Annotated in this window: 21 protein-coding genes; 8 read left to right on the forward strand and 13 right to left on the reverse strand. The window is 70.6% G+C overall.

Annotation, left to right across the window (positions count from 1 at the left end):
• Window positions 1–100: 100 nt before the first annotated feature.
• From OHT77_RS30140 to OHT77_RS30155, 4 genes are read right to left on the reverse strand one after another with little or no spacing between them, the layout of a single operon-like run.
• Window positions 101–511: a Fur family transcriptional regulator gene (locus OHT77_RS30140; RefSeq protein WP_200686659.1), complete on the reverse strand. Its 411-nt coding sequence runs from the start codon at window positions 509–511 to the stop codon at window positions 101–103.
• A gap of 59 nt (window positions 512–570) precedes the next feature.
• Window positions 571–1,473: a metal ABC transporter permease gene (locus tag OHT77_RS30145; RefSeq protein ID WP_328831554.1), complete on the reverse strand. Its 903-nt coding sequence runs from the start codon at window positions 1,471–1,473 to the stop codon at window positions 571–573.
• Window positions 1,473–2,273 (reverse strand): metal ABC transporter ATP-binding protein, encoded by an 801-nt coding sequence (locus tag OHT77_RS30150; protein WP_402417358.1) that lies wholly within the window; start codon window positions 2,271–2,273, stop codon window positions 1,473–1,475. The genes OHT77_RS30145 and OHT77_RS30150 overlap by 1 nt, the downstream gene beginning before the upstream one ends.
• On the reverse strand, window positions 2,270–3,226 hold the full coding sequence (locus OHT77_RS30155; RefSeq protein WP_328831555.1) for a metal ABC transporter substrate-binding protein: 957 nt from the start codon (window positions 3,224–3,226) through the stop codon (window positions 2,270–2,272). The genes OHT77_RS30150 and OHT77_RS30155 overlap by 4 nt, the downstream gene beginning before the upstream one ends.
• Window positions 3,227–3,358: 132 nt before the next feature.
• On the opposite strand from OHT77_RS30155, the gene OHT77_RS30160 reads away from it, so the two are divergent.
• Window positions 3,359–4,741, forward strand: a complete 1,383-nt coding sequence (locus OHT77_RS30160) for a glycine--tRNA ligase (protein ID WP_328831557.1) — start codon at window positions 3,359–3,361, stop codon at window positions 4,739–4,741.
• Window positions 4,742–4,806: 65 nt separating this feature from the next.
• On the opposite strand, the gene OHT77_RS30165 is transcribed toward OHT77_RS30160, so the two are convergent.
• The gene (locus tag OHT77_RS30165) at window positions 4,807–5,853 is read right to left on the reverse strand and encodes a chitinase (protein WP_328831558.1); all 1,047 of its coding nucleotides are present in this window, start codon (window positions 5,851–5,853) and stop codon (window positions 4,807–4,809) included.
• A gap of 169 nt (window positions 5,854–6,022) precedes the next feature.
• Here OHT77_RS30165 and OHT77_RS30170 point away from each other — a divergent pair, with 169 nt between their 5' ends.
• Both OHT77_RS30170 and OHT77_RS30175 read left to right on the forward strand, forming a co-directional pair.
• Window positions 6,023–7,033: an aldo/keto reductase gene (locus tag OHT77_RS30170; protein ID WP_328831559.1), complete on the forward strand. Its 1,011-nt coding sequence runs from the start codon at window positions 6,023–6,025 to the stop codon at window positions 7,031–7,033.
• Between the two features lie 26 nt (window positions 7,034–7,059).
• A complete protein-coding gene (locus OHT77_RS30175; protein WP_328831560.1) occupies window positions 7,060–7,647 on the forward strand; it encodes a TetR/AcrR family transcriptional regulator in 588 nt (195 codons plus the stop codon).
• A 418-nt stretch (window positions 7,648–8,065) separates the two neighbouring features.
• Here the strand turns inward: OHT77_RS30175 and OHT77_RS30180 are convergent, their stop codons facing one another.
• From OHT77_RS30180 to OHT77_RS30190, 3 genes are all read right to left on the reverse strand, one after another.
• Complete coding sequence (locus tag OHT77_RS30180; RefSeq protein WP_328831561.1) at window positions 8,066–9,214, reverse strand: serine hydrolase domain-containing protein; 1,149 nt, start codon at window positions 9,212–9,214, stop codon at window positions 8,066–8,068.
• Between the two features lie 72 nt (window positions 9,215–9,286).
• Window positions 9,287–9,493 carry a hypothetical protein gene (locus OHT77_RS30185; protein WP_328831562.1) on the reverse strand — a complete coding sequence of 69 codons (207 nt, stop codon included), beginning with the start codon at window positions 9,491–9,493 and terminating at the stop codon, window positions 9,287–9,289.
• Window positions 9,494–9,628: 135 nt separating this feature from the next.
• Entirely contained in the window at window positions 9,629–11,056 is a 1,428-nt protein-coding gene (locus OHT77_RS30190) for an MFS transporter (RefSeq protein ID WP_328831563.1), read from the reverse strand.
• 101 nt (window positions 11,057–11,157) lie between these two features.
• Here OHT77_RS30190 and OHT77_RS30195 point away from each other — a divergent pair, with 101 nt between their 5' ends.
• The gene (locus OHT77_RS30195) at window positions 11,158–12,078 is read left to right on the forward strand and encodes a helix-turn-helix transcriptional regulator (protein ID WP_328831564.1); all 921 of its coding nucleotides are present in this window, start codon (window positions 11,158–11,160) and stop codon (window positions 12,076–12,078) included.
• 58 nt (window positions 12,079–12,136) lie between these two features.
• On the opposite strand, the gene OHT77_RS30200 is transcribed toward OHT77_RS30195, so the two are convergent.
• Window positions 12,137–13,582, reverse strand: a complete 1,446-nt coding sequence (locus OHT77_RS30200; protein WP_328831565.1) for an MFS transporter — start codon at window positions 13,580–13,582, stop codon at window positions 12,137–12,139.
• 97 nt (window positions 13,583–13,679) lie between these two features.
• Here OHT77_RS30200 and dusB point away from each other — a divergent pair, with 97 nt between their 5' ends.
• Entirely contained in the window at window positions 13,680–14,870 is a 1,191-nt protein-coding gene (gene dusB, locus OHT77_RS30205; RefSeq protein ID WP_328831566.1) for a tRNA dihydrouridine synthase DusB, read from the forward strand.
• A gap of 18 nt (window positions 14,871–14,888) precedes the next feature.
• Here dusB and OHT77_RS30210 read toward each other — a convergent pair whose 3' ends face one another.
• The 3 genes from OHT77_RS30210 to OHT77_RS30220 form a co-directional block, all read right to left on the reverse strand.
• Window positions 14,889–16,457, reverse strand: a complete 1,569-nt coding sequence (locus OHT77_RS30210; protein WP_328834386.1) for a sulfatase-like hydrolase/transferase — start codon at window positions 16,455–16,457, stop codon at window positions 14,889–14,891.
• Window positions 16,458–17,254: 797 nt separating this feature from the next.
• The gene (locus OHT77_RS30215; RefSeq protein WP_328831568.1) at window positions 17,255–19,192 is read right to left on the reverse strand and encodes an amylo-alpha-1,6-glucosidase; all 1,938 of its coding nucleotides are present in this window, start codon (window positions 19,190–19,192) and stop codon (window positions 17,255–17,257) included.
• Window positions 19,193–19,252: 60 nt separating this feature from the next.
• On the reverse strand, window positions 19,253–20,674 hold the full coding sequence (locus OHT77_RS30220; RefSeq protein WP_328831569.1) for an MGH1-like glycoside hydrolase domain-containing protein: 1,422 nt from the start codon (window positions 20,672–20,674) through the stop codon (window positions 19,253–19,255).
• A 120-nt stretch (window positions 20,675–20,794) separates the two neighbouring features.
• On the opposite strand from OHT77_RS30220, the gene OHT77_RS30225 reads away from it, so the two are divergent.
• Window positions 20,795–21,997, forward strand: coding sequence for an ROK family protein (locus OHT77_RS30225; protein ID WP_328831570.1), 1,203 nt, complete (start codon window positions 20,795–20,797; stop codon window positions 21,995–21,997).
• A 405-nt stretch (window positions 21,998–22,402) separates the two neighbouring features.
• Window positions 22,403–25,123 (forward strand): pyruvate, phosphate dikinase, encoded by a 2,721-nt coding sequence (gene ppdK, locus OHT77_RS30230; protein WP_443048158.1) that lies wholly within the window; start codon window positions 22,403–22,405, stop codon window positions 25,121–25,123.
• Window positions 25,124–25,251: 128 nt separating this feature from the next.
• On the opposite strand, the gene OHT77_RS30235 is transcribed toward ppdK, so the two are convergent.
• Window positions 25,252–25,749, reverse strand: coding sequence for an excalibur calcium-binding domain-containing protein (locus tag OHT77_RS30235; protein ID WP_328831572.1), 498 nt, complete (start codon window positions 25,747–25,749; stop codon window positions 25,252–25,254).
• A gap of 174 nt (window positions 25,750–25,923) precedes the next feature.
• Between OHT77_RS30235 and OHT77_RS30240 the strand changes: the two genes are divergently transcribed.
• Window positions 25,924–26,850, forward strand: a complete 927-nt coding sequence (locus tag OHT77_RS30240) for an oxidoreductase (RefSeq protein WP_328831573.1) — start codon at window positions 25,924–25,926, stop codon at window positions 26,848–26,850.
• The last annotated feature ends 15 nt before the right edge of the window (window positions 26,851–26,865 follow it).

A 26,865-nucleotide genomic window follows, 5' to 3' on the forward strand; every position in this document is an offset into this window, starting at 1 on the left:
GTCCGACGTGTGAGGACGAGGCCCTTTCGGGGCCGAAGCGGGGGCCTGGGGGCGGCAGCCCTCAGAGCCGCCCACCCCGACCGACCCGCACCACAACCGGTCAACCCGCGGCGCACTCCGCACAGGTCCCGAAGATCTCCACCGTGTGCGCCACGTTCACATACCCGTGCTCCGCGGCGATGGCCTCCGCCCACTTCTCGACGGCGGGCCCCTCGACCTCCACCGCCTTGCCGCACACCCGGCACACCAGGTGGTGATGGTGATCGCCCGTGGAGCAGCGCCGGTACACCGACTCGCCCTCCGACGTGCGCAGGACGTCGACCTCGCCGGCGTCGGCGAGGGACTGGAGGGTGCGGTAGACCGTGGTGAGGCCGACCGAGTCACCCTTGTGCTTGAGCATGTCGTGGAGTTCCTGGGCGCTGCGGAACTCGTCGACCTCGTTGAGTGCCGCCGACACGGCGGCACGCTGGCGGGTGGATCGTCCCTTTACGGGCGGGCCGGCCGTCGTCACCGTTGCCTCCTCACGTCTGCACTTTGCCGAGCCATTGTGCCAGCCCGGGCTGTGCCTGGTCAGACGCCGACCTCGTCGGCGGCCCCCCGGGTGGCCGGAATCGCGCACTCCACCGGGTCCCCCGCGGGTCGCGCCGTGGCAGCGGCCCGGGCCCGGCGCCGGGCCAGCGGGGTCGCCAGCGCGGTGAGCGCGATGAACGCGGCGATCGTCAGGAGCACGATCGTCGCGCCGGGCGGGACGTCCTGGTAGTACGAGGTGACGGTGCCGCTGACCGTCACGGTCACGCCGATGACGCCCGCGATGGCGAGGGTCGCCCCGAAGCTGCGGGTGAGCTGCTGCGCGGCGGCGACCGGCACCACCATCAGCGCGGAGACCAGGATCAGGCCCACGACGCGCATCGCGACGGTGACGGTGACGGCCGCGGTGACCGCCGTCAGCAGGTTCAGGGCGCGCACGGGCAGGCCGGTGACCCGGGCGAACTCCTCGTCGTGGTTCACGGCGAACAGCTGCCGCCGCAGGCCGAGGGTGACCACGATCACGAAGGCGGCCAGGATGCCGATCGCCGTCACGTCGGACTGCGAGACGGTGGAGAGGGAGCCGAAGAGGTACGAGTTCAGGTTGGCGTTCGAGCCGCCCGGCGCGAGGTTGACGAACATCACGCCGCCCGCCATGCCGCCGTAGAAGAGCATCGCGAGGGCGATGTCGCCGCGGGTCTTGCCGTACCAGCGGATCAGTTCCATCAGGACCGAGCCGAGGGCGGAGACGGCGGTGGCCATCCACACCGGGGAGGCGTTCAGCAGGAAGCCGAGGCCGACTCCGGTCATCGCGACGTGGCCGATGCCGTCGCCCATGAGGGGCTGGCGGCGCTGGACGAGGTAGATGCCGATCGCGGGGGCGGTGATGCCGACGAGGACGGCGGCGATGAGCGCCCGCTGCATGAAGGCGTAGTCGAGGAGGTCCATCAGCTCAGCAGTCCCGTGCGGATCGGTTCGGCGTCCGCCGAGTGCGGGTGGACGTGGTCGTGGCCGGGCAGCGCGTGCTGGCCGAGTGCGCGCGGCGGCGGGCCGTCGTGCTGGACGCAGCCGTCGCGCAGGACGACGGCGCGGTCGATCAGCGGTTCCAGCGGGCCGAGTTCGTGCAGGACGAGCAACACCGTCGCGCCTTCGGCGACTTGGCGGGTCAGGGTGTCGGCCAGCACCTTCTGGCTGGCGAGGTCCACGCCCGCCATCGGCTCGTCCATGATGAGGAGTTCGGGTTCGGCGGCGAGCGCGCGGGCGATCAGCACACGCTGGTGCTGGCCGCCGGAGAGCGCGTTGACGGAGTCCTTGGCGCGGTCCGCCATGTCGACCAGCTCCAGGGCGTGCCGTACGGCCTCGTGGTCCGCCTTGCGGAGCAGGCCGAAGCGGGCGCGGGAGAGGCGGCCGGAGGCGACGATCTCGGTGACGGTGGCGGGGACGCCGCCCGCGGCCGTCGTGCGCTGCGGTACGTAGCCCACGCGCCGCCACTCCTTGAAGGCGCGGCGCGGGGTGCCGAACAGCTCGATCTCGCCGCCGCTGAGCGGGACTTGGCCGATGATCGTGCGGATCGCGGTCGACTTGCCGGAGCCGTTGGCGCCGAGCAGCGCGACCACCTCACCGCGGCGCACGGTGAGGTCGATGCCGCGCAGGACGGGGCGCGAGCCCAGCTCGGCGCGGACTCCGCGCAGCGATATGACGGGCTCGCTCATCAAGTCGCTCATCAACTCGTCCTCCGTGCTGGTCATTTACTTCCCAGGGCCTTCTGCAGGGCCTTGAGGTTGGCCTGCTGGACCGAGAAGTAGTCCTTGCCGCGGGACTTCTTGGTGATGCCCTCGATCGGGTCGAGGACGTCCGTCTTGAGGTGCGCGTCGGCGGCGATGGTCTTCGCGGTCTTGTCGCTGACGAGCGTCTCGTAGAACACCGTGGTGACGCCGTCGGCCTTGGCCATCTTCTCAAGGTTCTTCACGCGCTCGGCACTGGGCTCCGACTCGGGGTCCAGGCCGTTGATGGCCTCCTCGGTGAGGCCGTAGCGCTCGGCGAGGTAGCCGAAGGCGGCGTGGGTGGTGATGAACACCTTGGTCCTGGTGCTCGCGAGGCCGGTCTTGAACTCGGTGTTGAGTGCGTCCAGCTTCGTGACCAGGGCCGCGGTGCGCGTCCTGTAGTCGGCCGCGTTCTTCGGGTCGGCCTTCTCGAAGGCCTTGCCGACGCCCTGGGCGACCTGGGCGTAGCGCACCGGGTCGAGCCAGATGTGCGGGTCGAGGCCGGCCAGCTCGTCGTTCTTCGAGGTGTCGTGGGAGGCCGCGTGGCCGCCGACCTCGTTGCCGTGCTTCTCCAGGGTGGTCAGGGAGGCGGCGTCGATCTTCGTCCTGACCTCGGACTGGCTCACCGCGTCGTCGACGGCGGGCTGGAGGTTCTTGAGGTAGAGCACCGCGTCGGACTCCCCGAGCGCGGCGGTCTGCTGCGCGCTGATCTCCAGGTCGTGCGGCTCCTGGCCGGGCTTCGTCAGGCTGGTGACGTGCACGTGGTCGCCGCCGATCTGCTCGGCGAGGTACTGCAGCGGGTAGAACGCCGCGACGACGTCGAACTTGTCCGTGTTGGCCGCGGACGCGCTGTCGGAGCAGGCGGAGAGGGTCCCGAGACCGAGGGCGGTGGCCGCCGCGATGGCGATCCCGGATATGTGGCGTCGTCGTACGTTCATGACAGTCATTTTCAACTGAGATGGAAACCGTTGTCAACAAGCCCTCGGTAGGGAACCGATTTGATACGAGGGAGGGAGGCGCCGGTAACCTGAAGCATTCGCTGCCTGTCCATTCGTCATGAAGAGAGCACCGTGGCCGCCGACAAGATCGACACCATCGTCAGCCTGAGCAAGCGCCGTGGCTTCGTTTTCCCTTGTAGTGAGATCTACGGCGGCCAGAAGGCCGCCTGGGACTACGGACCGCTGGGTGTCGAGCTCAAGGAGAACCTGAAGCGCCAGTGGTGGCGCTACATGGTGACGTCGCGCGAGGACGTGGTCGGTATCGACTCGTCCGTCATCCTGGCCCCCGAGGTCTGGGTCGCCTCCGGCCACGTCGCCACTTTCTCGGACCCGCTCACCGAGTGCACCGCGTGCCACAAGCGGTTCCGCGCGGACCACCTGGAAGAGGCGTACGAGGCCAAGCACGGCCGCCTCCCCGAGAACGGCCTGGCCGACATCAACTGCCCCAACTGCGGCAACAAGGGTCAGTTCACCGAGCCCAAGCAGTTCTCCGGCCTGCTCTCCACCCACCTCGGCCCGACGCAGGACACCGGCTCCATCGCCTACCTGCGCCCCGAGACCGCCCAGGGCATCTTCACCAACTTCGGTCAGGTGCAGACCACTTCGCGCAAGAAGCCGCCGTTCGGCATCGCGCAGATGGGCAAGTCCTTCCGCAACGAGATCACGCCCGGCAACTTCATCTTCCGGACCCGCGAGTTCGAGCAGATGGAGATGGAGTTCTTCGTCAAGCCGGGCGAGGACGAGAAGTGGCAGGAGTACTGGATGCAGGAGCGCTGGAACTGGTACACCGGCCTGGGCCTGCGCGAGGAGAACATGCGGTGGTACGACCACCCCAAGGAGAAGCTCTCCCACTACTCCAAGCGCACCGCTGACATCGAGTACCGCTTCCAGTTCGGCGGCAACGAGTGGGGCGAGCTGGAAGGTGTGGCCAACCGCACCGACTACGACCTGACCGCCCACTCCAAGGCCTCCGGCCAGGACCTCTTCTTCTTCGACCAGGAGGCCCAGGAGCGCTGGACGCCGTACGTCATCGAGCCGGCGGCCGGTGTCGGCCGGGCGATGCTGGCGTTCCTGCTCGACGCCTACGTCGAGGACGAGGCGCCCAACGCCAAGGGCAAGCTGGAGAAGCGGACCGTGCTGCGGCTCGACCACCGCCTCGCCCCGGTGAAGGTGGCCGTCCTGCCGCTGTCCCGCAACCCGGAGCTGTCGCCGAAGGCCAAGGGCCTCGCCGCCGCGCTCCGGCAGAACTGGAACATCGAGTTCGACGACGCGGGTGCGATCGGCCGGCGTTACCGCCGTCAGGACGAGATCGGTACGCCGTACTGCGTGACCGTCGACTTCGACACGCTCGAGGACAACGCGGTGACGGTGCGCGAGCGCGACTCGATGAAGCAGGAGCGGGTGTCTCTCGACCAGATCGAGGGCTACCTCGCCGGGCGTCTCGTCGGCGCCTAGGGTCAACTCGCGCTAAACGAAAGGCCGGACGAGCGGAATGCTCGTCCGGCCTTTCGCGTGGGGTCTCAACGGCCTTGCAGCGCCTTCACGTTGTCGCCGAACGTCCAGTTCTTCGAGCCGTCCCAGTTGATGGACCAGGTCATCAGGCCCTTGAGACTCGTGCCGTAGTGCTTCCAGGCCTGGGAGACCAGGGATGGTGCCATGTAGCCGCCGCCCGCGCCCGACTGGGCGGGCAGGCCCGGGACCTGCTTGTCGTACGGCACCTTGATCGTCGTGCCCTGCACGACCAGGCCCTTGTTGAGGCAGTCGGTCTGGGCGGTGAAGCCCGCGACGGTGCCGGCCGAGTACGAGTCGCCGGAGCAGCCGTACATGCTGCCGTTGTAGTACTGCATGTTGAGCCACCACAGGCGGCCGTTGTCCGCGTACTTCTTCACGATCGGGAGATACGCGCCCCAGATCGAGCCGTACGTGTTGCTGCCGCCGGTGACGTAGGCGGTCTCCGGGGCCATCGTCAGGCCGAAGCCGGCCGGCATCTGGGCGAGGATGCCGTCGATGATGCGGATCAAGTTGGCCTGGGACGTGGAGAGTTGGCTGATGCTGCCGCTGCCCACCAGGCCCGTCTCGATGTCGATGTCGATGCCGTCGAAGTTGTACTTCTTCAGGATCGGCACGATCGTCGCGACGAACTTGTCCGCCACGGCGGTGGAGTTGAGGTCGATGCCGGCCGCCGCGCCGCCGATCGACATCAGGATCGTCTGGCCGGAGGCCTTCGCCGCGCACATCTCGGCGGGCGTGGCCACCTTCACGCCCGCGTCCATGCCGTCCTCCCACAGCGCCGTTCCGTCCGAACGGATCACCGGGAAGGCCGCGTTGATCACGTTGTAGCCGTGGGCGGCGATCGCGGAGTTGGTGATCGGGGTCCAACCGAAGGGCGGGTGAACGCCGTTGGAGGAGCCGTCCCAGTTCTCCCAGTAGCCCTGGAGGACCTTGCCGGCCGGACGGGACTTCACGGCGCAGGTGTCGGCGGCGGACGCGGTGGGGGCGGTGGCGATCGAGAGGGGGACGAGGAGCGTGGCCGCGGTGAGGGCGGCGGTCACAAGGCGACGGAGCATACGGGCCTCCCGGTGGGGGTGCGGTGAGGTGTCGTAGGCATGACAGTGCTCGTGGTCCAGACCTTTCGTCAAGAGGTCTGTACCACTCGATCGCGTCGGTGTCGGCACGCTGACAAGTATGGAATGACAGATATTGAAATCTGTCAGCTGTCATGCCAAGGTGGAACACATGACGATCCCCACGCGTACTCTCGGAACCACCGGCCCCCAGGTCTCCGCCCTCGGCCTCGGCTGCATGGGCATGTCCGCGCTCTACGGCGAAGCCGACCGCACCGAGTCCATCGCCACCGTCCACGCGGCCCTCGAAGCGGGCGTGACGCTCCTCGACACCGGCGACTTCTACGCCATGGGCCACAACGAGATGCTGATCGGCGAGGCCCTGCGCACCGCCCCCGCCGCCCGCCGCGAACAGGCCCTCACCAGCGTGAAGTTCGGGGCCCTGCGCGACCCGGCCGGCGGCTGGTCCGGTTACGACGGCCGGCCCGCCGCCGTGAAGAACTTCGCCGCGTACTCCCTCCAGCGCCTCGGCGTCGACCACATCGACGTGTACCGGATCGCCCGGGTCGACCCCGGCGTACCGATCGAGGAGACCGTCGGCGCGATCGCCGAGCTGGTCGAGCAGGGGTACGTCCGGCACATCGGCCTCAGCGAGGCGAGTGCCGACGCCATCCGCCGGGCCGCCGCCACCGCGCCGATCTCCGACCTCCAGATCGAGTACGCGATCATCACCCGCGACATCGAGCGGGAGATCCTGCCGACCACCCGCGAGCTGGGCATCGGCATCACCGCGTACGGCGTGCTCTCCCGCGGTCTGATCTCCGGCCACTTCACCCAGGACCGGCAGCTCGGGGCGCAGGACTTCCGCGCCTTCTCGCCCCGCTTCCAGGGCGACAACCTCCGCCGCAACCTCGAACTCGTCGAAGCGCTGCGGAAGATCGCCGACGAGAAGGGCGTGACGGTCGCGCAGATCGCCATCGCCTGGGTCCTCTCGCGCGGCACCGACATCGTGCCCCTGGTCGGCGCCCGCACCCGGGAGCGGCTGAGCGAGTCGCTGGGCGCGCTGGACGTCTCGCTGGACGCGGCCGACCTGGCGGCGATCGAGGAGGCGGTACCGGAGGGAGCGGCGGCCGGCACCCGCTACCCGGCCGTGCAGATGGCACATCTGGGCACCGAACAGTGATCCTGCCTGCGGGTACCGTCTAGGGCATGGCACCGACCACCCAGGCCCTGACCGCCGAGCGCATCCTCGAAGCGACCGAGGAGGTGCTGCGCCGCCACGGCCCGGCGAAGGCCACCGTGGTGGACGTGGCCCGCGCGCTCGGCGTCAGCCATGGCACCGTCTACCGGCACTTCCGCACCAAGGCGGCGCTGCGCGAGGCGGTCACCAAGCGCTGGCTCGACCGCACGTCGGAGCGCCTGTCCCGCTTCACGGCCGAGGACCGCGACCCCGAGGCCCGCCTCCGCGACTGGCTGGCGGGCCTCTTCGACGCCAAGCGCCGCAAGGCGGGCGACGATCCCGACATGTTCGCCGCGTACATGGTGCTCGTCACGGAGGCGGGCGAACTGGTCGGCGAGCACCTCGACGAACTCACCGGCCAGCTCACCGAGATCATCGGCGCGGGCATCGCGACCGGTGTCTTCACGGCCGCCGACCCGGCCGTCGCCGCCCGCGCCGTCTTCCAGGCCGCCAGCTGCTTCCACGACCCGTCCTACGCGCGGGAGTGGCAGAAGCCGGGCGCGGACGCGGAATTCCGGGCGCTGGTCGAGCTGTTGGTGCGCGGGCTGCGCAACTGACCGCCGGTGCGGGTCAGTTGACCTTGACGCTGACCGAGCCCATGGCGCTCGGGCTCGGGCTCGGGCTCGGGGACGTCGGCGTCGACCTCGACGGGCAGCAGGTGCTGGGCACGCTGCTTCGCCCGGTGACGACCACCTTCGCGCCGTCGGCCAGCAGCTCGCGCGCCGCGGCGAAGGCTCCCGCGCCGGCGGGTCGGGCGGATCAGTGCCAGGCCGCCAGCTGCTTCCACGACCCGTCCTGCGCGGGAGTGGCAGAAGCCGGGCGCGGACGCGGAATTCCGGGCGCTGGTCGAGCTGTTGGTGCGCGGGCTGCGCAACTGAGCGCCGGTGCCGGTCAGTTGACCTTGACGCTGACCGGGCCCATGGCGCTCGGGCTCGGGAGCGCGGCGAAGGCTCCCGCGTCGGCGGGGCGGGCGGATCAGTGGCCGGCCGCTGACGCCCAGAACTCCCGCATCAGCGCGGGCGGCGTCGGGCTGGTCATCGCGACCTGGGTCAGCAGGACCGTCACCGTGCCCGTGGGCGGGATCACGTGGGCCGCGGTGCCGGTGCCGCCGACCCAGCCGTAGCGCCCGGGGACGTTCCACGGGTCGATCGGATCGACGTCGACCTGGCCGCCGTAGCCCCAGCCCTGGCCCTCCAGGAAGAGGGCGGAGGCCTCGCGCTGGGCTGCGGTGAGGTGGTTGGTGGTCATGCGGCTCACCGAGGTGGGGGAGAGGACCGGGGTGCCGTCCGGTGCGGTGCCGTCGGCGCCGAGCATGCGGTGGAAGGCCAGCAGGTCGTCGGCCGTCGAGACCAGGCCGCCCGCGCCCGAGGGGAAGGCCGGGGGCCGGCTGAAGCCGCCGTCCGGGGTGTCGGCCTGCTCCAGGGCGCCCAGCTCGCCCGGGGTGTAGGCGGTGGTGAAGCGGGACCGCTTCGACTCCGGCACCGCGAACCCGGTGTCCGTCATGCCCAGCGGCCCGAAGAACCGCTCCGCCAGGAAGTCGGGGAAGGACGAGCCCGAGGCGCGGGCGACCAGGACGCCCTGGATGTCCGAGCAGGTGTTGTACAGCCACGCGGCACCCGGCTGGCGCACCATCGGGATCTTCGCCAGCGCGGCGAGCCACTCGTCGGGGCCCGGCTGGAGGTAGGGCGCGCGGCCGTCCTGCTGGAACGCGAGCAGCGCCTGCACGGCCGACAGGAAGAAGTCGTCCGGGAAGCCCCAGCCGGCCCGGAAGCTCAGCAGGTCCTCGACCGTGACCGGACGTTCCGCCGGGACCACGTCGTCGACCGGCGAGGACGGCGTACGGACCACCATCGGCTTCGCCAGCTCCGGCAGCCACTCCTCCACCGGGGCGTCCAGCGCGAGCCGCCCGTCGTCGACCAGCGCCAGCACCGCCGCCGCCGTGACCGGCTTGCTGACCGAGGCGATCCGGAAGATCGAGTCGCGGGCCATCGGGGCGGTGCCCTCGACGTCGACGGAGCCGACGGCGACCACCTCGACGTCGTCACCGCGGGCCACCAGGCCCACCGCGCCGGGCACGGTGCCGTCGTCGACGCGTCGCCGCAGGGTGTCGTGGAGAGAGCTCATGAGTCGGCCTTCCGGTCCGGGGAGTCGTATCGGATACGACTCTCCTCGCCTCGCGAACTCATCGCTTCCCGGTCAGTCGGCGGACGGGTCCACCGTGGCCTGGTGCTCCTCGGCCAGATGCTCCTCCGCCTTCAGCCACGGCAGGAACTGCGCGCTCTTCCTCCAGCCGCAGGTGTCGCACACGATCATGCGCTGCGCTCCCTTGCGCTGCACGCGGACGACGTGTTCCCGCCGTTGCCGGTCCCAGCGGCTCACTTTGCTCGTGTTGATCTGCAACATGCGCCTCGCCTCCGTTCAGGAGTGTCCGGCAAGGAGTGTGCAGCAATATCAACATCAACAGGGCTCAATTCACGCCGAGTTGTCCAAGCTGTGAGCATGACATCCCGGATGGTGTCCGGGATGTCGTCCGCCGGGTCAGCCGATCGTCCGCGGCAGCCGCAGGCTGAGCAGGCCGGTCAGTACGACCCCCGCGAGCTGCGCCGACAGCGTGATCGCCAGGGCGTCCCGCATGCCCATCCCCGGGACCAGGGAGAGGAAGAGGGTGCCGAGGGTGGCCACGCCCAGCGCCAGCGCGGACTGCTGGGTGGTGACCATGACGCCGGCGCCCACACCGGCCCGGGCGGTCGGCACCTCGGACAGGATGATGCGGAAGATGATGGGGAGTTGGAGCGCCTGACCGGCACCGGCGACGGCCGCGCCGGGGAGCAGTTCGACGAAGCCGAGGTGCGGCCAGGAGCGCCACACGGCCAGCACGATCAGAGCGAGACCCACTGCCTGGACGACCGAACCGGCGGTCACGACCCGCGTGCCGTACCGGTTCACCAGGCGCGGCCCGGCGAGCGAGGCGAGGAAGAACGTCACCGCCAGCGGGACCAGCGCGAGACCCGCGGCGACCGGGCCGAGACCCGCGCCGCTCTGCAGCGCCACCGCGATCACGAACATGAACCCGCTGAAGCCGATCGCGAACGGCACGATCATCACCAGCCCGCGCCGCAGCGAGGTCAGCGCCAGCAGACTCGGCGGCACCAGCGGTGTCAGCCCCTGCCGGTCCGCCCTGCGCTCCACCGCGTAGAACGCCGACACGAGCCCCGGGAAGGCGGCCAGCGACAGCCATGTCCACAGCGGCCAGCCCGCGGCCCGGCCCTCGGTCAGCGGAACCAGCAGCGCCAGCAGGGACGCGGCGAGGAGGAAGGTGCCGGGGACGTCCACCGGCTCCGGGTGCTGGGAACGCGTCTCCGGCACCACCTTCGCGGCCAGGAACAGGCCCACGACGACGACCGGCACGTTCACCAGGAACACCGCGCGCCAGCCGGTACCGGCGATGTCGGCGGCCACCAGGACCCCGCCGAGGATCTGGCCCGCCACCATGGCGAGCCCGGCGGTCGCGCCGTACAGGCCCATCGCCTTGGCGCGGCGCGGGCCCTGCGTGGCGGCCTGGATGGTGGCGAGGACCTGCGGGAGCATCGCGGCGGACGCGGCACCCTGCGCGATCCGCGCGGCGACCAGCGTCCAGGCGGTGGGCGCGAGCCCGCACGCCAGCGAGGTCAGCCCGAACGCGGCCATCCCGCCCAGGAACAGCCGCCGCCGGCCGAACAGGTCGCCGAGCCGGCCGCCGAGGACGAGCAGCACGGCGTACGCGACCCCGTACCCGGCGACGACGAGTTCGAGGACGGCCTCGCTCGCCGAGAGGTCCTTGCCGATGGTCGGCAGGGCCACGTTCACGATGAAGAAGTCGATGAGGGGAAGCGCCGCGGCCAGCAGCACCGTGAACAGTCCGAGGCCGCTGAGCACGGGTGCCGCCGCCGGGGACCGGACGGTACGGGAAGTGATGGTTTCGGTCACGCTGCCGAGCGTGCGCCTTCCGGGAGACTGGTACCAGAGTGTCCTTATCCTGGTAGAAGGACTACCTGGAAACAGGATCCGGGCGGCGGCAGACTGGAGCGATGACGACGATGGCACAGGAGACGGTGACGGGGGCGACGGCCGGCGCGGTGACCGGGGCGGCCGCCGCTCCGGGGGCCGCGCCGCAGAGTGCGTCGACCGTCCGGCGCCATGAGCTCGCCGCGTTCCTGCGCCACCGCCGGGAGCACATCACCCCCGAGCAGGTCGGCCTCCCGCGCGGCACCCGGCGCCGCACACCCGGCCTGCGCCGCGAGGAGGTCGCGCAGCTCGCCGCGGTCGGGGTCACCTGGTACACGTGGCTCGAACAGGCCCGGGACATCCAGGTCTCCGTCCAGGTCCTCGACGCCCTCGCCCGCACCCTGTTCCTGGACAGCAGCGAACGCTCCCACCTCTTCCAGCTGGCCGGTGCGATCGACCCCCAGCCGGCCACGAGCTGCGCGGTCGTCACGCCCGCCCTCCAGGCGATGCTGGACCAGCTGGACCCGATCCCGGCCTGCCTGCAGAACAGCAGGTACGACATCCTCGCCTACAACCGCACCTACGGGATGCTGCTCTGCGACCTGGACGCCGTACCGCCCGAGGACCGCAACTGCCTGATCCTCTCCTACACGCACGAGGAGTGGCAGTCGGCGATCGTGCACCTGGAGAAGACCCAGCGCCTCATGGCCGCCCGCTTCCGCGGCTCGATGGCCGACCACCTCGCCGACCCCGCCTGGAAGACCCTCCTCAAGCGCCTCCGCACGTCCCCCGAGTTCTGCGAGGTCTGGGACCGTCACGAGGTCATGGGCGCCAGCCCCCGCCGCAAGGAGTTCCGCAACACCCACGTGGGCCGCATCACGGTGGACCACACGGACCTCTGGCTGGGCCCGTCGAGGGGTCCGAGGATGGTGACGTACGCCCCGGCGGACGAGGAGTCACGAGAGCGGATGGAGAGGCTGCACGCCATAGCGCAGGCCAAGTGAGGTTGTCAGGGGCGCGGGGAACTGCGCGCCCAGCCCCCACGCGCCCGCATCCGCAGAACTAGGCGTTGATCCCAGCCGCTTCGCGCACCTCGACAGACGCCAACTGGTCGGCCGTACGCTCAGCAGTCCGCCGAGCCCACACCCCACTGGTAACCGCCCCCAGCACCAGCACCGCAAGCCCGCACGCCACGAGAATCCACCACCCGGGCCGAGCCGCAGATACAAACGTCTCCTTGTACGACGAGGCCGACACCCCGGAAGCCAGCACCGCCCCGACGACCGCAACCCCGAGCGTCTGCCCCAGCTGCCGACTCGTGGAAGCGACCGCCGCCGCAACCCCGGCCTGAGCCCGAGGCATCCCGGACACCGCCGTGTTGGTGATCGGCGCGTTCACGAACCCGAACCCGATCCCGAACAGCGCGTATCCGATGAACCGCGACACCGCGGACGTCTCCGCCTCGAACCCCGCGAACAGCACCGCACTCGCGGTCATCGCCGTCCCCGCGATCAGCAGGGATATCCGCGGCCCGTGACTACCGACCAGCCGCCCGGATATCGGCGCGCACAGGAACGTGGGCACAGCCATCGGCAGCATCCACAGCCCGGCGTGCAGGGCGTCCAGGCCCACCACGTTCTGCAGGTACAGCGTGGACAGGAACAGGAACCCGCCGAGCGCCGAGAACGCGCTGATCGCGATCACCGTCGCCCCGCTGAACGGCGCCGACCGGAAGAACCGCAGGTCGATGAGCGGCTCGTCGCGCCGAGGCTCGTACCAGAGGAGAGCGGCCAGCGCGGCCAGCGCGAGGATCGCGAACGGCAGGATCGAGGTGAACCCGGAGTCCGGCGCCTCGATGATCGCGTACGTCAGGGAGCCGAACAGGGCGATCACCAGGAGCTGGCCGACCGGGTCGGGACGGCGGGCCTTGGGCGCGCGGGACTCGGGGATGAACTTCAGCGTGAGCAGCAGCGCGGCCAGACCCACGGGCAGGTTGATCCAGAAGATCGAACGCCAGCCGACCGAGTCCACGAGCAGTCCGCCGATCAGCGGTCCTGCGGCCATCGATATGCCGACGACCGCGCCCCACACGCCGATCGCGCGGGCGCGCTCGCGGGGCTCGGTGAAGGTGTTGGTGATGATCGACATCGCGACCGGGTTGAGCATCGAGCCGCCGACCGCCTGGATCATGCGGAACCAGATCAGCGAGTCCAGGCCGGGTGCGACGGAGCAGAGCAGGGAGCCGAGGCTGAAGACCACCAGGCCGACGACGAAGACCCGTTTGCGGCCGATCCGGTCGGCCGTCGAACCCGCCAGCATCAGCAGGGAGGCCAGGACCAGGGTGTACGCGTCGATCGTCCACTGCAGACCGGAGGTCGACGCGTGCAGATCGGTCTGCATCGCGGGCAGTGCGACGTTCAGAATGGTCACGTCCAGGCTCACGATCAGCAGACTCATGCAGCAGATCGCGAGCACCAGCTGTCGGCGGCGATGGCTGAGCTCGGGCATGCGCACCATCGTACGCCAAACTCGATAGTGCGGCTAACTAATTACCGGTACATGGTCCTGCGGCCGAGCACCCGGCGCGGTACGGGACAATGGAGCAATGTCCACGCCCGTCGCCTCGTCCGCCTCCCCTTCCGCGGCCCCGTCCGTCGCCCCGCCCGTGTCGCCCCTGCGGGTCGGTCCGCACGTCGTCTCGCCGCCCGTCGTCCTGGCCCCCATGGCCGGGATCACGAACGCGCCCTTCCGCACCCTGTGCAGGGAGTTCAGCGGCGGCAAGGGCCTGTTCGTCAGCGAGATGATCACGACCCGGGCGCTGGTCGAGCGCAACGAGAAGACGATGCAGCTGGTCCACTTCGACGCGACGGAGACGCCGCGCTCGATCCAGCTCTACGGCGTGGACCCGGCGACCGTCGGCAAGGCCGTCCGCATGATCGCGGAGGAGGACCTCGCCGACCACATCGACCTGAACTTCGGCTGCCCGGTGCCGAAGGTGACCCGCAAGGGCGGCGGCTCCGCGCTGCCGTACAAGCGGAACCTGCTGCGGGCGATCCTGAAGGAGGCCGTCAGCGGGGCCGGTGACCTGCCCGTCACGATGAAGATGCGCAAGGGCATCGACGACGACCACATCACCTTCCTCGACGCCGGCCGCATCGCCGTCGAAGAAGGGGTCACCTCCATCGCGCTGCACGGCCGCACTGCCGCTCAGCACTACGGCGGCACGGCGGACTGGGACGCGATCGCGCGGCTCAAGGAGCATGTGCCGGAGATCCCCGTGCTCGGCAACGGCGACATCTGGTCGGCCGAGGACGCGGTGCGGATGGTGCGGGAGACCGGGTGCGACGGGGTCGTGGTCGGGCGCGGGTGCCTGGGGCGGCCGTGGCTCTTCGCCGACCTCGTGGCCGCCTTCGAGGGGCGCCGGCAGGACGTGCTGAAGCCGTCGTTGCGCGAGGTCGCCGACATCATGGTGCGGCACGCGACCCTGCTCGGCGAGTGGATCGGGGACGAGGCGCGCGGGGTCATCGACTTCCGCAAGCACGTCGCCTGGTACCTGAAGGGCTTCGCGGTCGGCAGCGAGATGCGCAAGCGGCTCGCGATCACCTCGTCCCTGGCCGAACTCCGGTCCGGGCTGGACGAGTTGGACCTCGACCAGTCCTGGCCGGCGGGCGCCGACGGGCCCCGCGGCCGTACGTCCGGCAACAACCGGGTGGTGCTGCCGGACGGTTGGCTGAAGGACCCGTACGACTGCGCGGGGATCGGCGAGGACGCGGAACTGGACACGTCCGGGGGCTGAACCCCCTTCGGTGGCCGGTCAGTTCTCCTTCGGGTGGGGCGTCGAGCCGTACGCCGTGAGGAACTTGTCGCGGAAGGCGCTCATCTTCCACACCGGGGCGTCGTGCGCGGGGCGCAGGCCGTCCGTCCAGTTCCAACTGTCGACCTTCGCAAGGACCTTGGGGTCCTTGGCGACGATCGAGATCGGGACGTCACGGCTCGCGTGGCTGCCGCTGACCCGGGCGATCGGCTGGTGGTCGCCGAGGAAGACGAGCACGGTGTTGTCGTTGCCGTAGCGCTCCAGCCACTGGGTGAGGGAGTTCACCGAGTACTGGATCGACTTGCCGTACTCCTGGCGGGACTTGGTGGTGTCGGCGATGACGTCGGAGGCCTTGTTGCCGGCCTTCTCGATCGAGTCGAAGATCGAGCCGTTGCCCAGCTGGTCCCACGGGACGAGCTTCGGGATCGGCGCCCAGGGCTGGTGGCTCGACGTCAGGATGATCATCGACATCAGGGACTTGCCGTCGGTGCGGGGCTTGCTGTGCACCTGCTTCTGGAACTGCTCGAGCGCGTACTGGTCCGGCATCGTCGACCAGCTGAACTTCGGTCCCTCGTAGCCGAGTTGGAAGGCGTTGTAGACCTTGTCGAGGCCGTAGAAGCTCTGCTCCGGCCAGCCCTTCTGCACGCCCGGCATCACGCCGACGGTGTCGTAGTCGCCGGTCTTCTTGAAGGCGTCGGTCAGGCTGAGGTGGTCGCTGGCCATCACCGTGCGGTACCGCTGCTGGTTGCTGACCCACAGGCCCGACATGGTGGTGGAGTGGCCGAGCCAGCTGCTGCCGCCGTACGTCGCCGAGGTCAGCCAGCCGCTCTTCGCCGCGAAGCCCGCCTTCGAGAGGGCCTTGGTGTCGGCGGCGAGGGTCTCGTCGACACCCGGCGCCATGATCGGGTCCTCGATCGCGCTCCGGCCGTAGCTCTCGATGAAGGTGAAGATCATGTCCTTGCCGCGCAGGTCGGGGACGAGCTGGCTGCCGGGGGTGTTGCCGAACGCGTCGACCTTCGCGACCTTCTTGAACTCGGCCTCGTCGCGCAGGGTGTTGCGGACCGCGACCGTGCGGAGCTTGAGGATCGCGGCGGTGTGGTCGGCGGCGAGCGGCACCCCGGAGACCTGGAGGCCGAACGCCGTGCAGGTGATCCAGACCGTGCCGGCGATCAGCGCGCCCCGGGACGCGTGGGCCTTGTGCGCGGCGAGCAGGTTGGCGAGGCGGACGGTGGCCAGCGAGACCAGGACGATCAGCAGCAGGACGAAGAGGATCAGGGCGACCGTGATGCCGGTGGTGGCCGCTCCGCCGAAGGTGTCCTTGAGATAGCTCTGGGCGTCGGCGAACAGGCTCCAGTCCAGGATGACGTTGAAGCCGCGGCCCAGGTACTCGTTGAAGCCCATGTCGAGCATGTTCAGGATCGCCACGACGGCGGTGAGCACGCCGGAGACCGCCGCCAGCACGATCCGCGGCCGGCGCGGCAGGCTGATCAGCACCACCGCCCCCATGATCGCCTCCGCCGGAAGCCGCATGAACTCCGTGAGCTTCAGGCTGTTCATCGTCGTCGGCATCTGCAGACAGACGTAGACGAGCGCGGCGGCCAGGACGGTGACACTCCAGGAGGCCACGCGCGCGGCGACGGGATGCTTGCCCCGCCAGGCCCGCGTACGGCGCCGAAGCCCGAGGGGGCTGGTCCAGGTGCGGGGGGTGGGGGCGGGGGCTGCGTCCGGGTCGGATTCGGCTTCGGTGGCTGAGGCTTCCGCTTCGGTGTCCGGGGCGGTCTCGGTGGCTTCGGAGGCAGCGGCTTCGGGGCCGGGGACCTCGGAGTCGGTGGGCTCCGGGGTGCTGGAGTCGAGGGTGGTGTCGGCGTCCTCGGCTGTCCCGGACTTCGGGGTGTCGGACGCGCCCTCGGGAACGGTGTCGGACGCGGGTTCCGCCGTGGCGTCGGACGACGCTTCTACGACTCCCTCGGACGCGGTGGCTTTCTGCTCGCCCTGCTCGCCCTCGGCGTCGGCAGAAGCCTCGGCCTCGTCCTCGTCGGCCGCCGAACTCCCGTCGCCTGCCGCGGACTTGGACCCCGTCGTGGCGGAGGCGTCGGCCTCCGGGGTCGTTATCGCGTCGTCCGGTGTCGGTTCCTCGTCGTTGTCCGGCGGCAGTACCTCGCCATCGGCTGCCCCGGCCGTGTTCGCTGTCTGGCGTGTGCTCGTGTGCTGAGGCAACCCGAAGGTCCTTCCGTGCGAGGCCCGTGATCGGAGTGGAGGGGCGGTCCGCTTGGGGAGGCAGGACCACCGCTCTTCCGTACGAGTCGCCTCGGGCCCCTGTTCACGGAACTGGGCAAACACCCGGCAAACGCCTTATCACCGTTGTGTCACGCACCCCCGACCGCCGTCAGCAGCGCCAGGGGAGCCGCCGCCGAACGGGACTCCCGTACGCACGCGTGCGGGTACGGGACCGGCTCCGGGTGGGTGTCGCGGCCGTAGCCCGCGAGGACCTCCGGGAGGCGGTGGCCGGTCGCCGTCGCCGCGTCGACCAGGGCGTGCGCGACCGTGCGGGCCTCGTCGTGCAGGCCGTAGCGGGCCAGGCCGAGGGTGATCAGCGCGTTGTCGTGGGGCCAGACCGAACCCCGGTGGTACGACAGCGGGTGGTACGCCGCCTGGCCGGAGGCGAGGGTACGGACGCCCCAGCCCGAGAAGAAGTCCGGGGCGAGGAGCCTGCGGCCGACCAGTTCGCCGTACTCCTTGTCCAGTAGGCCGGACCAGAGCAGATGGCCCGCGTCCGACGCCAGCGCGTCCACCTGGCGGCCCTCGCCGTCCAGCGCCAGCGCCGGGAAGGAGTGCTCCCGCATCCAGAAGTCCCGCTGGAAACGGTCCCGCAGGTCGGACGCGGCCTGCTCCAGGAGCGCCGCGTACGTCTCGTCCTCCCACACCGTGCGCGCCACCCACGCCGTGCGGCGCAGCGCGTCGTACGCGTACCCCTGCGCCCCCGCTGCCATCACCGCACCGCTCGCCCGCGTGCCGTCGGCGCCGCAGATCGCCCCGGGGGAGTCCTTCCAGTTCTGGTTGGCCAGGCCGCCCTGGTCGGCGCGGTAGACGAGGTAGCCGCGCGAGGTCAGGCCGCCGTGGTCCAGCATCCAGCCGATCGCCGCACGGGCGTTGGGCTCCAGACGCCGGGCCAGGGCCGAGTCACCGGTCTGCTCCACATACGCGCCGAGCAGCACCAGGAACAGCGGGGTCGCGTCGACCGAGCCGTAGTACCGCCCGTACGGCACCTGCCCGAAGTGCGCCAGCTCGCCGTGCCGTACCTCGTGCACGATCTTGCCGGGCTGGGAGACCGACTCGGGGCCCACGGCCGTCGCCTGGGTCGCGGCGAGCGCCGGCAGTGTGGCGGCGGCGAGCTGGGGGCGGTAGGGGAGTGCGAAGAGGGAGGTCAGAAGGGCGTCGCGGCCCAGCAGGGTGAGGAACCAGGGGGCTCCCGCCGCCGGTACGCGCAGTTCCTCGCCGTCCGGGCCCTTCGCCGGGACCTGGAGCGAGGCGAGGTCCGACAGGCCACGCGCGCAGGCGGCGGCCAGCTCCGGCCAGCCGGTGGGGAAGGAGACGCCCTGGACGTACTCGCCCTCCAGGGCCATGAGTTGCTCGTTCAGCGCGGACGGTGAGCGCGGTACCCGCAGGGCCCGCTTGTCGCCGTGCGGGCGGGCCATCACGCGCAGGGCCAGCTCGGCGGTGCCGTGCGGTGCGAGGTCCAGGGTCCACACCATGCGGCGGGCGCCGGTGCCGGTCTCCTCGACGCCGTCGGGCGCGGGCTCGGCCGTGACCGTCGTACAGGATCGCCATTCGCCGCGCTGGTAGGTGAACTCGACGCCGTCCTCCAGGACTTGGCGGGAGCGGGTGACGCCGGTCTTGGCGTAGGTGCGGTGGTCGGAGCGGAGTTCGAACTGGTCCGTGAAATCGGCGTCGGCGGTGACCGCTAGCCGGACCGTGGTCGGCACCGGGCGGTTGCTCGTCACCTTCAGCGACTCGACGAACGCGCCGTCGCCCACGGCCTGTTCACGGAAGAGCGTGTGCGCGGGCGGCTCCTGGCGGCCGCCGCGCGGGACGAGGACGCAGCGCGCCATGTCCCCGTCGGCCACCGGCGTCAGCGCCTCCGGCACCGCGCCGTCCACCGTCAGCTGCCAGCGGCTCAGGTGCCGGGCGTCCCGGACGAATAACCCGTCCGGGGAACTGCCGCCCCGTACGCCGCTGATGTCCCCGCCGTCGCCCACGGCTGCGAACGTCCCGCCGTGCACGAGCAGATGATGCCGGTCCGTCATCCCCGGTCCCCTCCCTTGACTCTCCTGGCGGCCTTGACTTCGGTGTCACTGACGTCCCTGTCAGTTACGTGTGTCACTCATGTCGAACGTGCCGAGGTCCGCGCCGGACACGCCGTGCCCGGGGGGCTCGTGGAGCAGATCGAGGGTCAGTGCGGCGGTCCAGCTGAAGCCGGTCGCGCCGCACGCCTCCCCGTCGTACGGGTCGACGTACTCGGCGAAGTCGGTGGCGTCGGCCGTCTCCAGCACCGCCGTGCGCAGCGCCTCCGCCCGGGTCCGCTCGCCGTGCAGCCGCAGGCCGCGCTCCAGCAGCCAGCTCGTGTTGAACCAGGCCGGGCCGCGCCAGTACCGGTGCGGGTCGAACGCTTCGCCCGACAGGTCGTAGCTGGGCGGCAGCCGGGTGGTGTCGCCGAGCCCGAAGTGCGGGCCGGACGCCGTACGGACGAGGGCGGTGGCGATGTCCCGGGGCAGGTCGGGGAGGAGCAGCGGGATCAGGCCGGAGACGCTGCGCTCGGCGATGAGTCCCTCGCCGCGGACGTCACGGCAGAAGAACATGCCCTCCGCCGGGTCCCACAGCCGGTCGATCAGCACGCCGGTGAGCCGCTCCGCGCGGGCGTGCCGGGCGGTGCCGGTCGCGCCCAACTCCCGTGCGATGCGGGCGAGTGCGTGCTCGGAGGCGATGAGCAGGGCGTTGAAGGACGGGTCCTCGACCGCGAACTCCGTTGCCCCGTCGGCGTACTGGCCGTCCCGGTAGTCCGTGGCGAGGCGCACGTAACGGCCGTAGTCCAGGTCCGTGGGCCGGTCCTCGGCGGCGCCGTGGTCGAGGTCGGCGCGGCGGAAGGAGCGGGCCGGGGCGGGCGTGATCCGGCTCAACGGGGCATCCCAGCAAGGGCTGTTGTCCATACCCTGTTCCCAGGGGTGCACGACGGACGCGAGGCCGCCTCCGCCCAGGTCGCGCCGGTGCAGCAGATAGCGGTGCCAGGCGGCCAGCCGGGGGTAGACACCGGCGAGGAAGCCGCGCGCGCGGGACAGGCCCGGGTCGGCGCAGTGCACGAGCCAGGCGGCGAGCGCGTGGACCGGTGGCTGCACGATGCCGGAGGTCTGTACGGTGCGCGGGGCGCCCGCCGTGCGTCCCGCGGTCGAGGAGCGCCAGAAGTCGGGGCTCGGGAAGTACGCGTCGAGCGGCACGGAGGGGTTGAACACGATGTGCGGGACACGGCCGTCGCCCCACTGGGCGGCGAGCAGCGTCTCCAGTTCCCGCTGCGCCCGCAGGGGCGAGAGGTGCCGCAGACCGATCGCGATGAACGCGGAGTCCCAGGACCACTGGTGCGGGTACAGGCCACGGGAGGGGACGGTTGAGGCACCCGTCCAGTTCCCTTCCAGTACGGCAGCCGCCCTGAGGTGCAGGGAACCTGACAGGGGCGGCGGATCGTATACGAAGGTGCGTTCCTCGGGGAGGGCTGTGAGCTGGGCAGTGCGATCCACTCGGGACTCCACGAAACACGTCGTGCCGACCGGTTCGGTCATGGCTACCGTAGGGTTACGTCTATTTAACACGCAAAACTCAATATGTAATGCAGGGTTGAGAAACACAAGGGGGTGCGCATGACGGGACGAGGTCATGGGAGCGCCGGAGATCTGCTCGAACTGGTGCGCACCGGGCGCGCGACGACCCGGGGCGCCCTCCAGCAGGTGACCGGACTCTCCCGCGCGACCGTCGGCCAGCGCCTGGACCGGCTCTTCCGCGCGGGCTGGCTGCGCGAGGGCGCGGGCGGTCCCGTGGACTCCCCGCTGGGCGGCAGGCCGTCGATCACCCTGGAATTCGACGACGCCCACGCGGTCGTCCTCGCGGCGGACCTGGACACCCGCCACGCGCGCGCGTGCGTCCTGTCCCTCACCGGCGAGATCCTCGCGGAGCACGGCGGCACGCTGGTCATCGAGGACGGCCCGGACGCCGTACTGGGTGAACTCGGCCTCTGGTTCGCCGAGTTGCTGGAAAAGGCGGGCCACCGGGCGTCCGAGGTTTGCGGGATCGGGCTCGCGGTGCCGGGGCCCGTCGACAGCGAGACCGGCCGCGTGGTCCAGCCGCCGATCATGCCCGGCTGGGACGGCTACGACATAAGAGGACGCCTGGCCCGCGCCTTCACCGAACACACCGGCGCCCCGCGGGTCCCGGTCCTGGTCGACAACGACGCCAACCTCATGGCGTACGGCGAACAGCGCACCGGCCACCCCGACTGCTCGGCGTTCGTGCTGGTCAAGGTGTCGACGGGTATCGGCGCGGGAGTCGTCGTCGGAGGCTCCATCTTCCGGGGCATCGACGGCGGCGCGGGCGACATCGGCCACATCCGGGTCCCGGCGGGCGCGCAGGCACTGTGCCGTTGCGGGTCCTACGGCTGTCTCGCCGCCGTGGCGAGCGGTGGTGCCGTGGCGCGGCGGCTGGCCGAGACCGGGGTGCCGGCGGCGTCCGGCTCGGATGTGCGGGACCTGCTCGCGTCGGGGCACCCCGGAGCGGCCGCGTTCGCCCGTGAGGCGGGACGGCAGGTCGGGGACGTCCTGGCGACCGTGGTGACGCTGCTCAACCCCGGGGTGCTGATGATCGCGGGAGACCTGGCCGGAACGTCCTTCCTCACCGGCGTGCGCGAGCTGCTGTACCAGCGGGCGCTGCCGCGCTCGACCGCTCATCTGCACGTACTGACCTCACGGCTCGGCGAGCGGGCCGGGCTGGTGGGGGCGGGGGCGATGGTCGTGGAGCATCTGTACGCGCCGGAGCGGGTCGAGGAGCGGCTGCTCGCCCTGGGTATGTGACGTACGCGTTTCGGTCGCGGGACCCGTCCGGATGGTGAAATCCGGTCGGTTGTGGAAGCGTGATTCTCGCCACCTTTGATAGGGGTGGCGCTCAGGTGAGCGGATCTTGCGCGGCTGCACTTCTCCAAGGGGTGGCACTCCGTGCCACCCCTTGATCGTTCATCGATCGAAAACAGCCGAGCCGTGAACCGCTCATGTGAGCGGAAAAGCGTCCCGATGGGCAGTGCCGCGTTCAAGAAGTGAAAACATCCGGCGGTGTTCGCTTGCCGAGCTTTGACTTTCGATCCGCTGGCGGACTACCGGTTACAGACGCATGACATGCAAGTGGACGTACCCAGACGCCTTTGATCTGGGTATGTTCCTGGCCGTCAGGGCAGCCACCCGCGTCCCGAGGAGTCGAGACCCGTGTCGGAAAACAAAGAACCCCACGTAGTGAAGTTCGTCTATGACTTCACCGAGGGAAACAAGGACCTCAAGGACCTCCTCGGCGGCAAGGGTGCCAACCTCGCCGAGATGACGAACCTGGGCCTTCCCGTCCCTCCGGGTTTCACCATCACCACCGAGGCGTGCAAGACGTACCTCGACAGCGGGGACGAGCCCGCGGCACTGCGTGACGAGGTGAGTGCACACCTCGACGCCCTCGAAGCGACGATGGGCAAGCAACTCGGGCAGGCCGACGACCCCCTCCTCGTATCGGTCCGTTCCGGGGCGAAGTTCTCGATGCCCGGCATGATGGACACCGTCCTGAACATCGGCCTCTCCGACAAGTCCGTGCAGGGCCTGGCGAAGCAGGCGGGCGACGAGCGCTTCGCGTGGGACTCGTACCGCCGCCTGATCCAGATGTTCGGCAAGACCGTCCTCGGCGTCGACGGCGACCTCTTCGAGGAGGCGCTCGACAAGGCCAAGGACGCCAAGAAGGTCACCGTCGACACCGAGCTGGACGCGGCCGACCTGAAGAAGCTGGTCACCCGGTTCAAGCGGATCGTCAAGGCCGAGGCCGGCCGCGACTTCCCGCAGGACCCGCGCGAGCAGATGGACCTCGCGATCCACGCGGTCTTCGACTCCTGGAACACCGACCGCGCCAAGCTCTACCGCCGCCAGGAACGCATCCCGCACGACCTCGGCACCGCGGTCAACGTCTGCTCGATGGTCTTCGGCAACCTCGGCCCGGACTCCGGCACCGGCGTCGCCTTCACCCGCGACCCCGCCAGCGGCCACCAGGGCGTCTACGGCGACTACTTGCAGAACGCGCAGGGCGAGGACGTCGTCGCCGGTATCCGCAACACCGTGCCGCTGGCGGAACTCGAGCAGATCGACAAGAAGTCGTACGACCAGCTCATGCAGATCATGGAGACCCTGGAGAACCACTACAAGGATCTCTGCGACATCGAATTCACCATCGAGCGCGGCCAGTTGTGGATGCTGCAGACGCGGGTGGGGAAGCGGACGGCGGGTGCCGCGTTCCGTATCGCGACCCAGCTCGTCGACCAGGGTCTGATCGACGAGGCCGAGGCCCTCCAGCGGGTCACCGGCGCGCAGTTGGCGCAGCTGATGTTCCCGCGCTTCGACGAGGACGCGAAGATCCAGCAGGTCGGCCGGGGCATCGCGGCCTCGCCGGGCGCCGCGGTCGGCAAGGCGGTCTTCGACTCGTACACCGCGGTGAAGTGGTCGCGTTCGGGCGAGAAGGTCATCCTGGTCCGCCGGGAGACCAACCCCGACGACCTCGACGGCATGATCGCGGCCGAGGGCATCCTCACCTCGCGCGGCGGCAAGACGTCCCACGCGGCCGTCGTCGCGCGCGGCATGGGCAAGACCTGTGTGTGCGGCGCCGAGGAGCTGGAGGTCGACACCAAGCGGCGCCGGATGACGGTGCCGGGCGGGCACGTCGTCGAGGAGGGCGACGTCATCTCCATCGACGGCTCCAGCGGCAAGGTGTACCTCGGTGAGGTCCCGGTCGTCCCCTCCCCGGTCGTCGAGTACTTCGAGGGCCGGATGCACGCGGGCGCCGACGACGCCGACGAACTGGTCGAGGCGGTCCACCGGATCATCGGCTACGCCGACCGCGTCCGCCGGCTGCGGGTCCGCGCCAACGCCGACAACGCCGAGGACGCGCTGCGCGCCCGCCGCTTCGGCGCCCAGGGCATCGGCCTCTGCCGTACGGAGCACATGTTCCTCGGCGACCGCCGCGAACTGGTCGAGCGGCTGATCCTGGCCGACACGGACACCGAGCGCGAGGAGTCCCTCAAGGCCCTTCTCCCGCTCCAGAAGGCCGACTTCGTCGAGCTGTTCAAGGCGATGGACGGACTCCCGGTCACCGTGCGCCTGTTGGACCCGCCGCTGCACGAATTCCTGCCGGACATCACGGAGTTGTCGGTCCGCGTGGCGCTGGCGGAGTCCCGCCAGGAGTCCCACGAGAACGACCTCCGCCTCCTCCAGGCGGTCCACCGGCTGCACGAGCAGAACCCGATGCTGGGCCTGCGCGGCGTACGCCTCGGCCTGGTCATCCCCGGCCTGTTCACCATGCAGGTACGGGCCATCGCCGAGGCCGCCGCCGAGCGCAAGGCCGCGAAGGGCGACCCGCGCGCCGAGATCATGATCCCGCTCGTCGGCACGGTCCAGGAGCTGGAGATCGTCCGCGAGGAGGCCGACCAGGTCGTCGCGGAGGTCGAGGCGGCGACGGGCACGTCCCTGAAGCTGTCGATCGGCACGATGATCGAACTCCCGCGCGCCGCGCTGACGGCGGGCCAGATCGCGGAGGCGGCGGAGTTCTTCTCCTTCGGCACGAACGACCTCACCCAGACGGTGTGGGGCTTCAGCCGCGACGACGTGGAGGCCTCCTTCTTCACGGCTTACCTGGAGAAGGGCATCTTCGGAGTCAGCCCCTTCGAGACGATCGACCGCGACGGCGTCGGCTCCCTGGTCGAGCTCGCGGCGAAGGCGGGCCGCGAGACCCGCCCGGACCTGAAGCTCGGCGTCTGCGGCGAACACGGCGGCGACCCCGAGTCGGTCCACTTCTTCCACGAGGTCGGACTGGACTACGTCTCCTGCTCGCCGTTCCGGATCCCGGTGGCCCGGCTCGAAGCCGGGCGGGCGGCTTCGGTGGCGCAGGGCAGCGACCACCGGTAGGGCGTACGGCGTTCGGACCCCGGGACTCCCGCCGCGCAACCTGACCCTCACCGACGCGGCGGTGGTTCCGGATCATGGGAGAGGGCGGCACCCCTGTGCGGGGGGTGCCGCCCTCTCCGCTGCCGGTGTCACTCGCAGGCGACGCCGTCCCCGTCCCGGTCGAGGTGGGAGTCGTAGCCCGGTTCGCCCGCGTACAGGGGCGTGACGCCGGCCGCGCGGGCCGCGGTGCAGTTCGTGTAATAGGCGCTGCCGCCACCGGAGTTGGAGTCGCCGGAGCCCGAGCCCGAGCCCGAACCGCTGTCCACGGCGGCCGCGGCGGTGACCGTCTTCGTGACCCTGACGGTCTTCGTCGTGGTGACCGTGGGGGCGGGCGCCGGGGTGGCGGTCTCCGTCGTCGTCGCCGTGACGGTCGCCGTCGGCTGCGGGCCGGCCGCCGCGGGCTTCGCGTCGACCGTCGTGTCGGTCTTCTTGTCCTGGCCCGAGCCGCCCGCGCCGATCCCGATGAGGAAGGCCAGCGCGAGGGCCGGGAGCACATACCGCTTGCGGGCCCAGCGGGGTGCCGGGCGGACCGGCTGGAACGGCGGCTGGGGCTGGGGCATGGGTGGTGTGGCGTACGGGTGGGTCATCTCGTCCCCCTGTGTCCGGTGAGACATGGACCGTATTGCCCCGGTGAGGGCGGTGAAGGGGGAGTGACCATCTCGTGATGGAGGTGTCGCTCGGTGTGACCGGAGCGGCGCCGCGCCGGCTCTCGTACGCTGAGATCCCGACCGCCCGCCGATGCTCGTAGAGGGAGCCCGCTCATGTCCGGCTGGAACGAGAAGGACGTCCCCGACCAGCGCGGCCGGGTCGCCGTCGTCACCGGGGCCAACAGCGGGCTCGGCTACGTCACCGCCCGCGAGCTGGCCCGCAGGGGCGCCCGAGTGGTGCTCGCGTGCCGGAGCGAGGTGCGGGGGAGCGAGGCGGCCGACCGGATCGTCGCCGAAGTCCCGGGCGCCGAGGCCGAGTTCGCCCGGCTGGACCTCGGGGATCTGGCCTCCGTACGGGAGTTCGCGGCCACGTTCCCGTACGAGCGGCTCGATCTGCTCGTCAACAACGCCGGGGTCATGGCGATGCCCTACGGCACGACGGTGGACGGCTTCGAGACGCACTTCGGGGTCAACCACCTCGGGCACTTCGCCCTCACCGGACTGCTCCTGCCCGCGCTGCTCGACGCGCCCGCCGCCCGGATCGTCACGCTCTCCAGCTTCATGCACGTGCTCGCCAACATCGACATCGACGACCTCAACAGCGAGCGCCGGTACAGCCGTTGGACCGCGTACGCCCGCTCAAAGACCGCCAACCTGCTCTTCACCCACGAGCTGACCCGGCGGCTCGCGGCGGCCGGTTCCGGGGTGGTCGCGGCCGCCTCCCACCCCGGCTACGCGGCCACCAACCTCCAGACCGCCGGGCCGCAGGCGGAGGGACGCAAGGGCGCGGAACGGCTCATGGAGATGGGCAACCGCGTCTTCGCCCAGCCCGCGGAGGCCGGTGCGCTGCCCTCCCTCTACGCCGCCACCGCCCCCGACGTACGCCCCGACTCCTTCTTCGGCCCCCGCATCGCGATGTGGCGCGGGGCGCCCGCCCCGTCCTGGCGGGCACCCTGGACCCTCAACGACGCGATGGGGCAACGCCTTTGGGCCGCCTCGGAGGAGCTGACAGGGGTCGTCCACGGCCAACTCAAGGCGTGACCGGTCGAGTTGTCG

It is taken from the genome of Streptomyces sp. NBC_00252, from assembly GCF_036187565.1.
GTDB lineage: Bacteria > Actinomycetota > Actinomycetes > Streptomycetales > Streptomycetaceae > Streptomyces.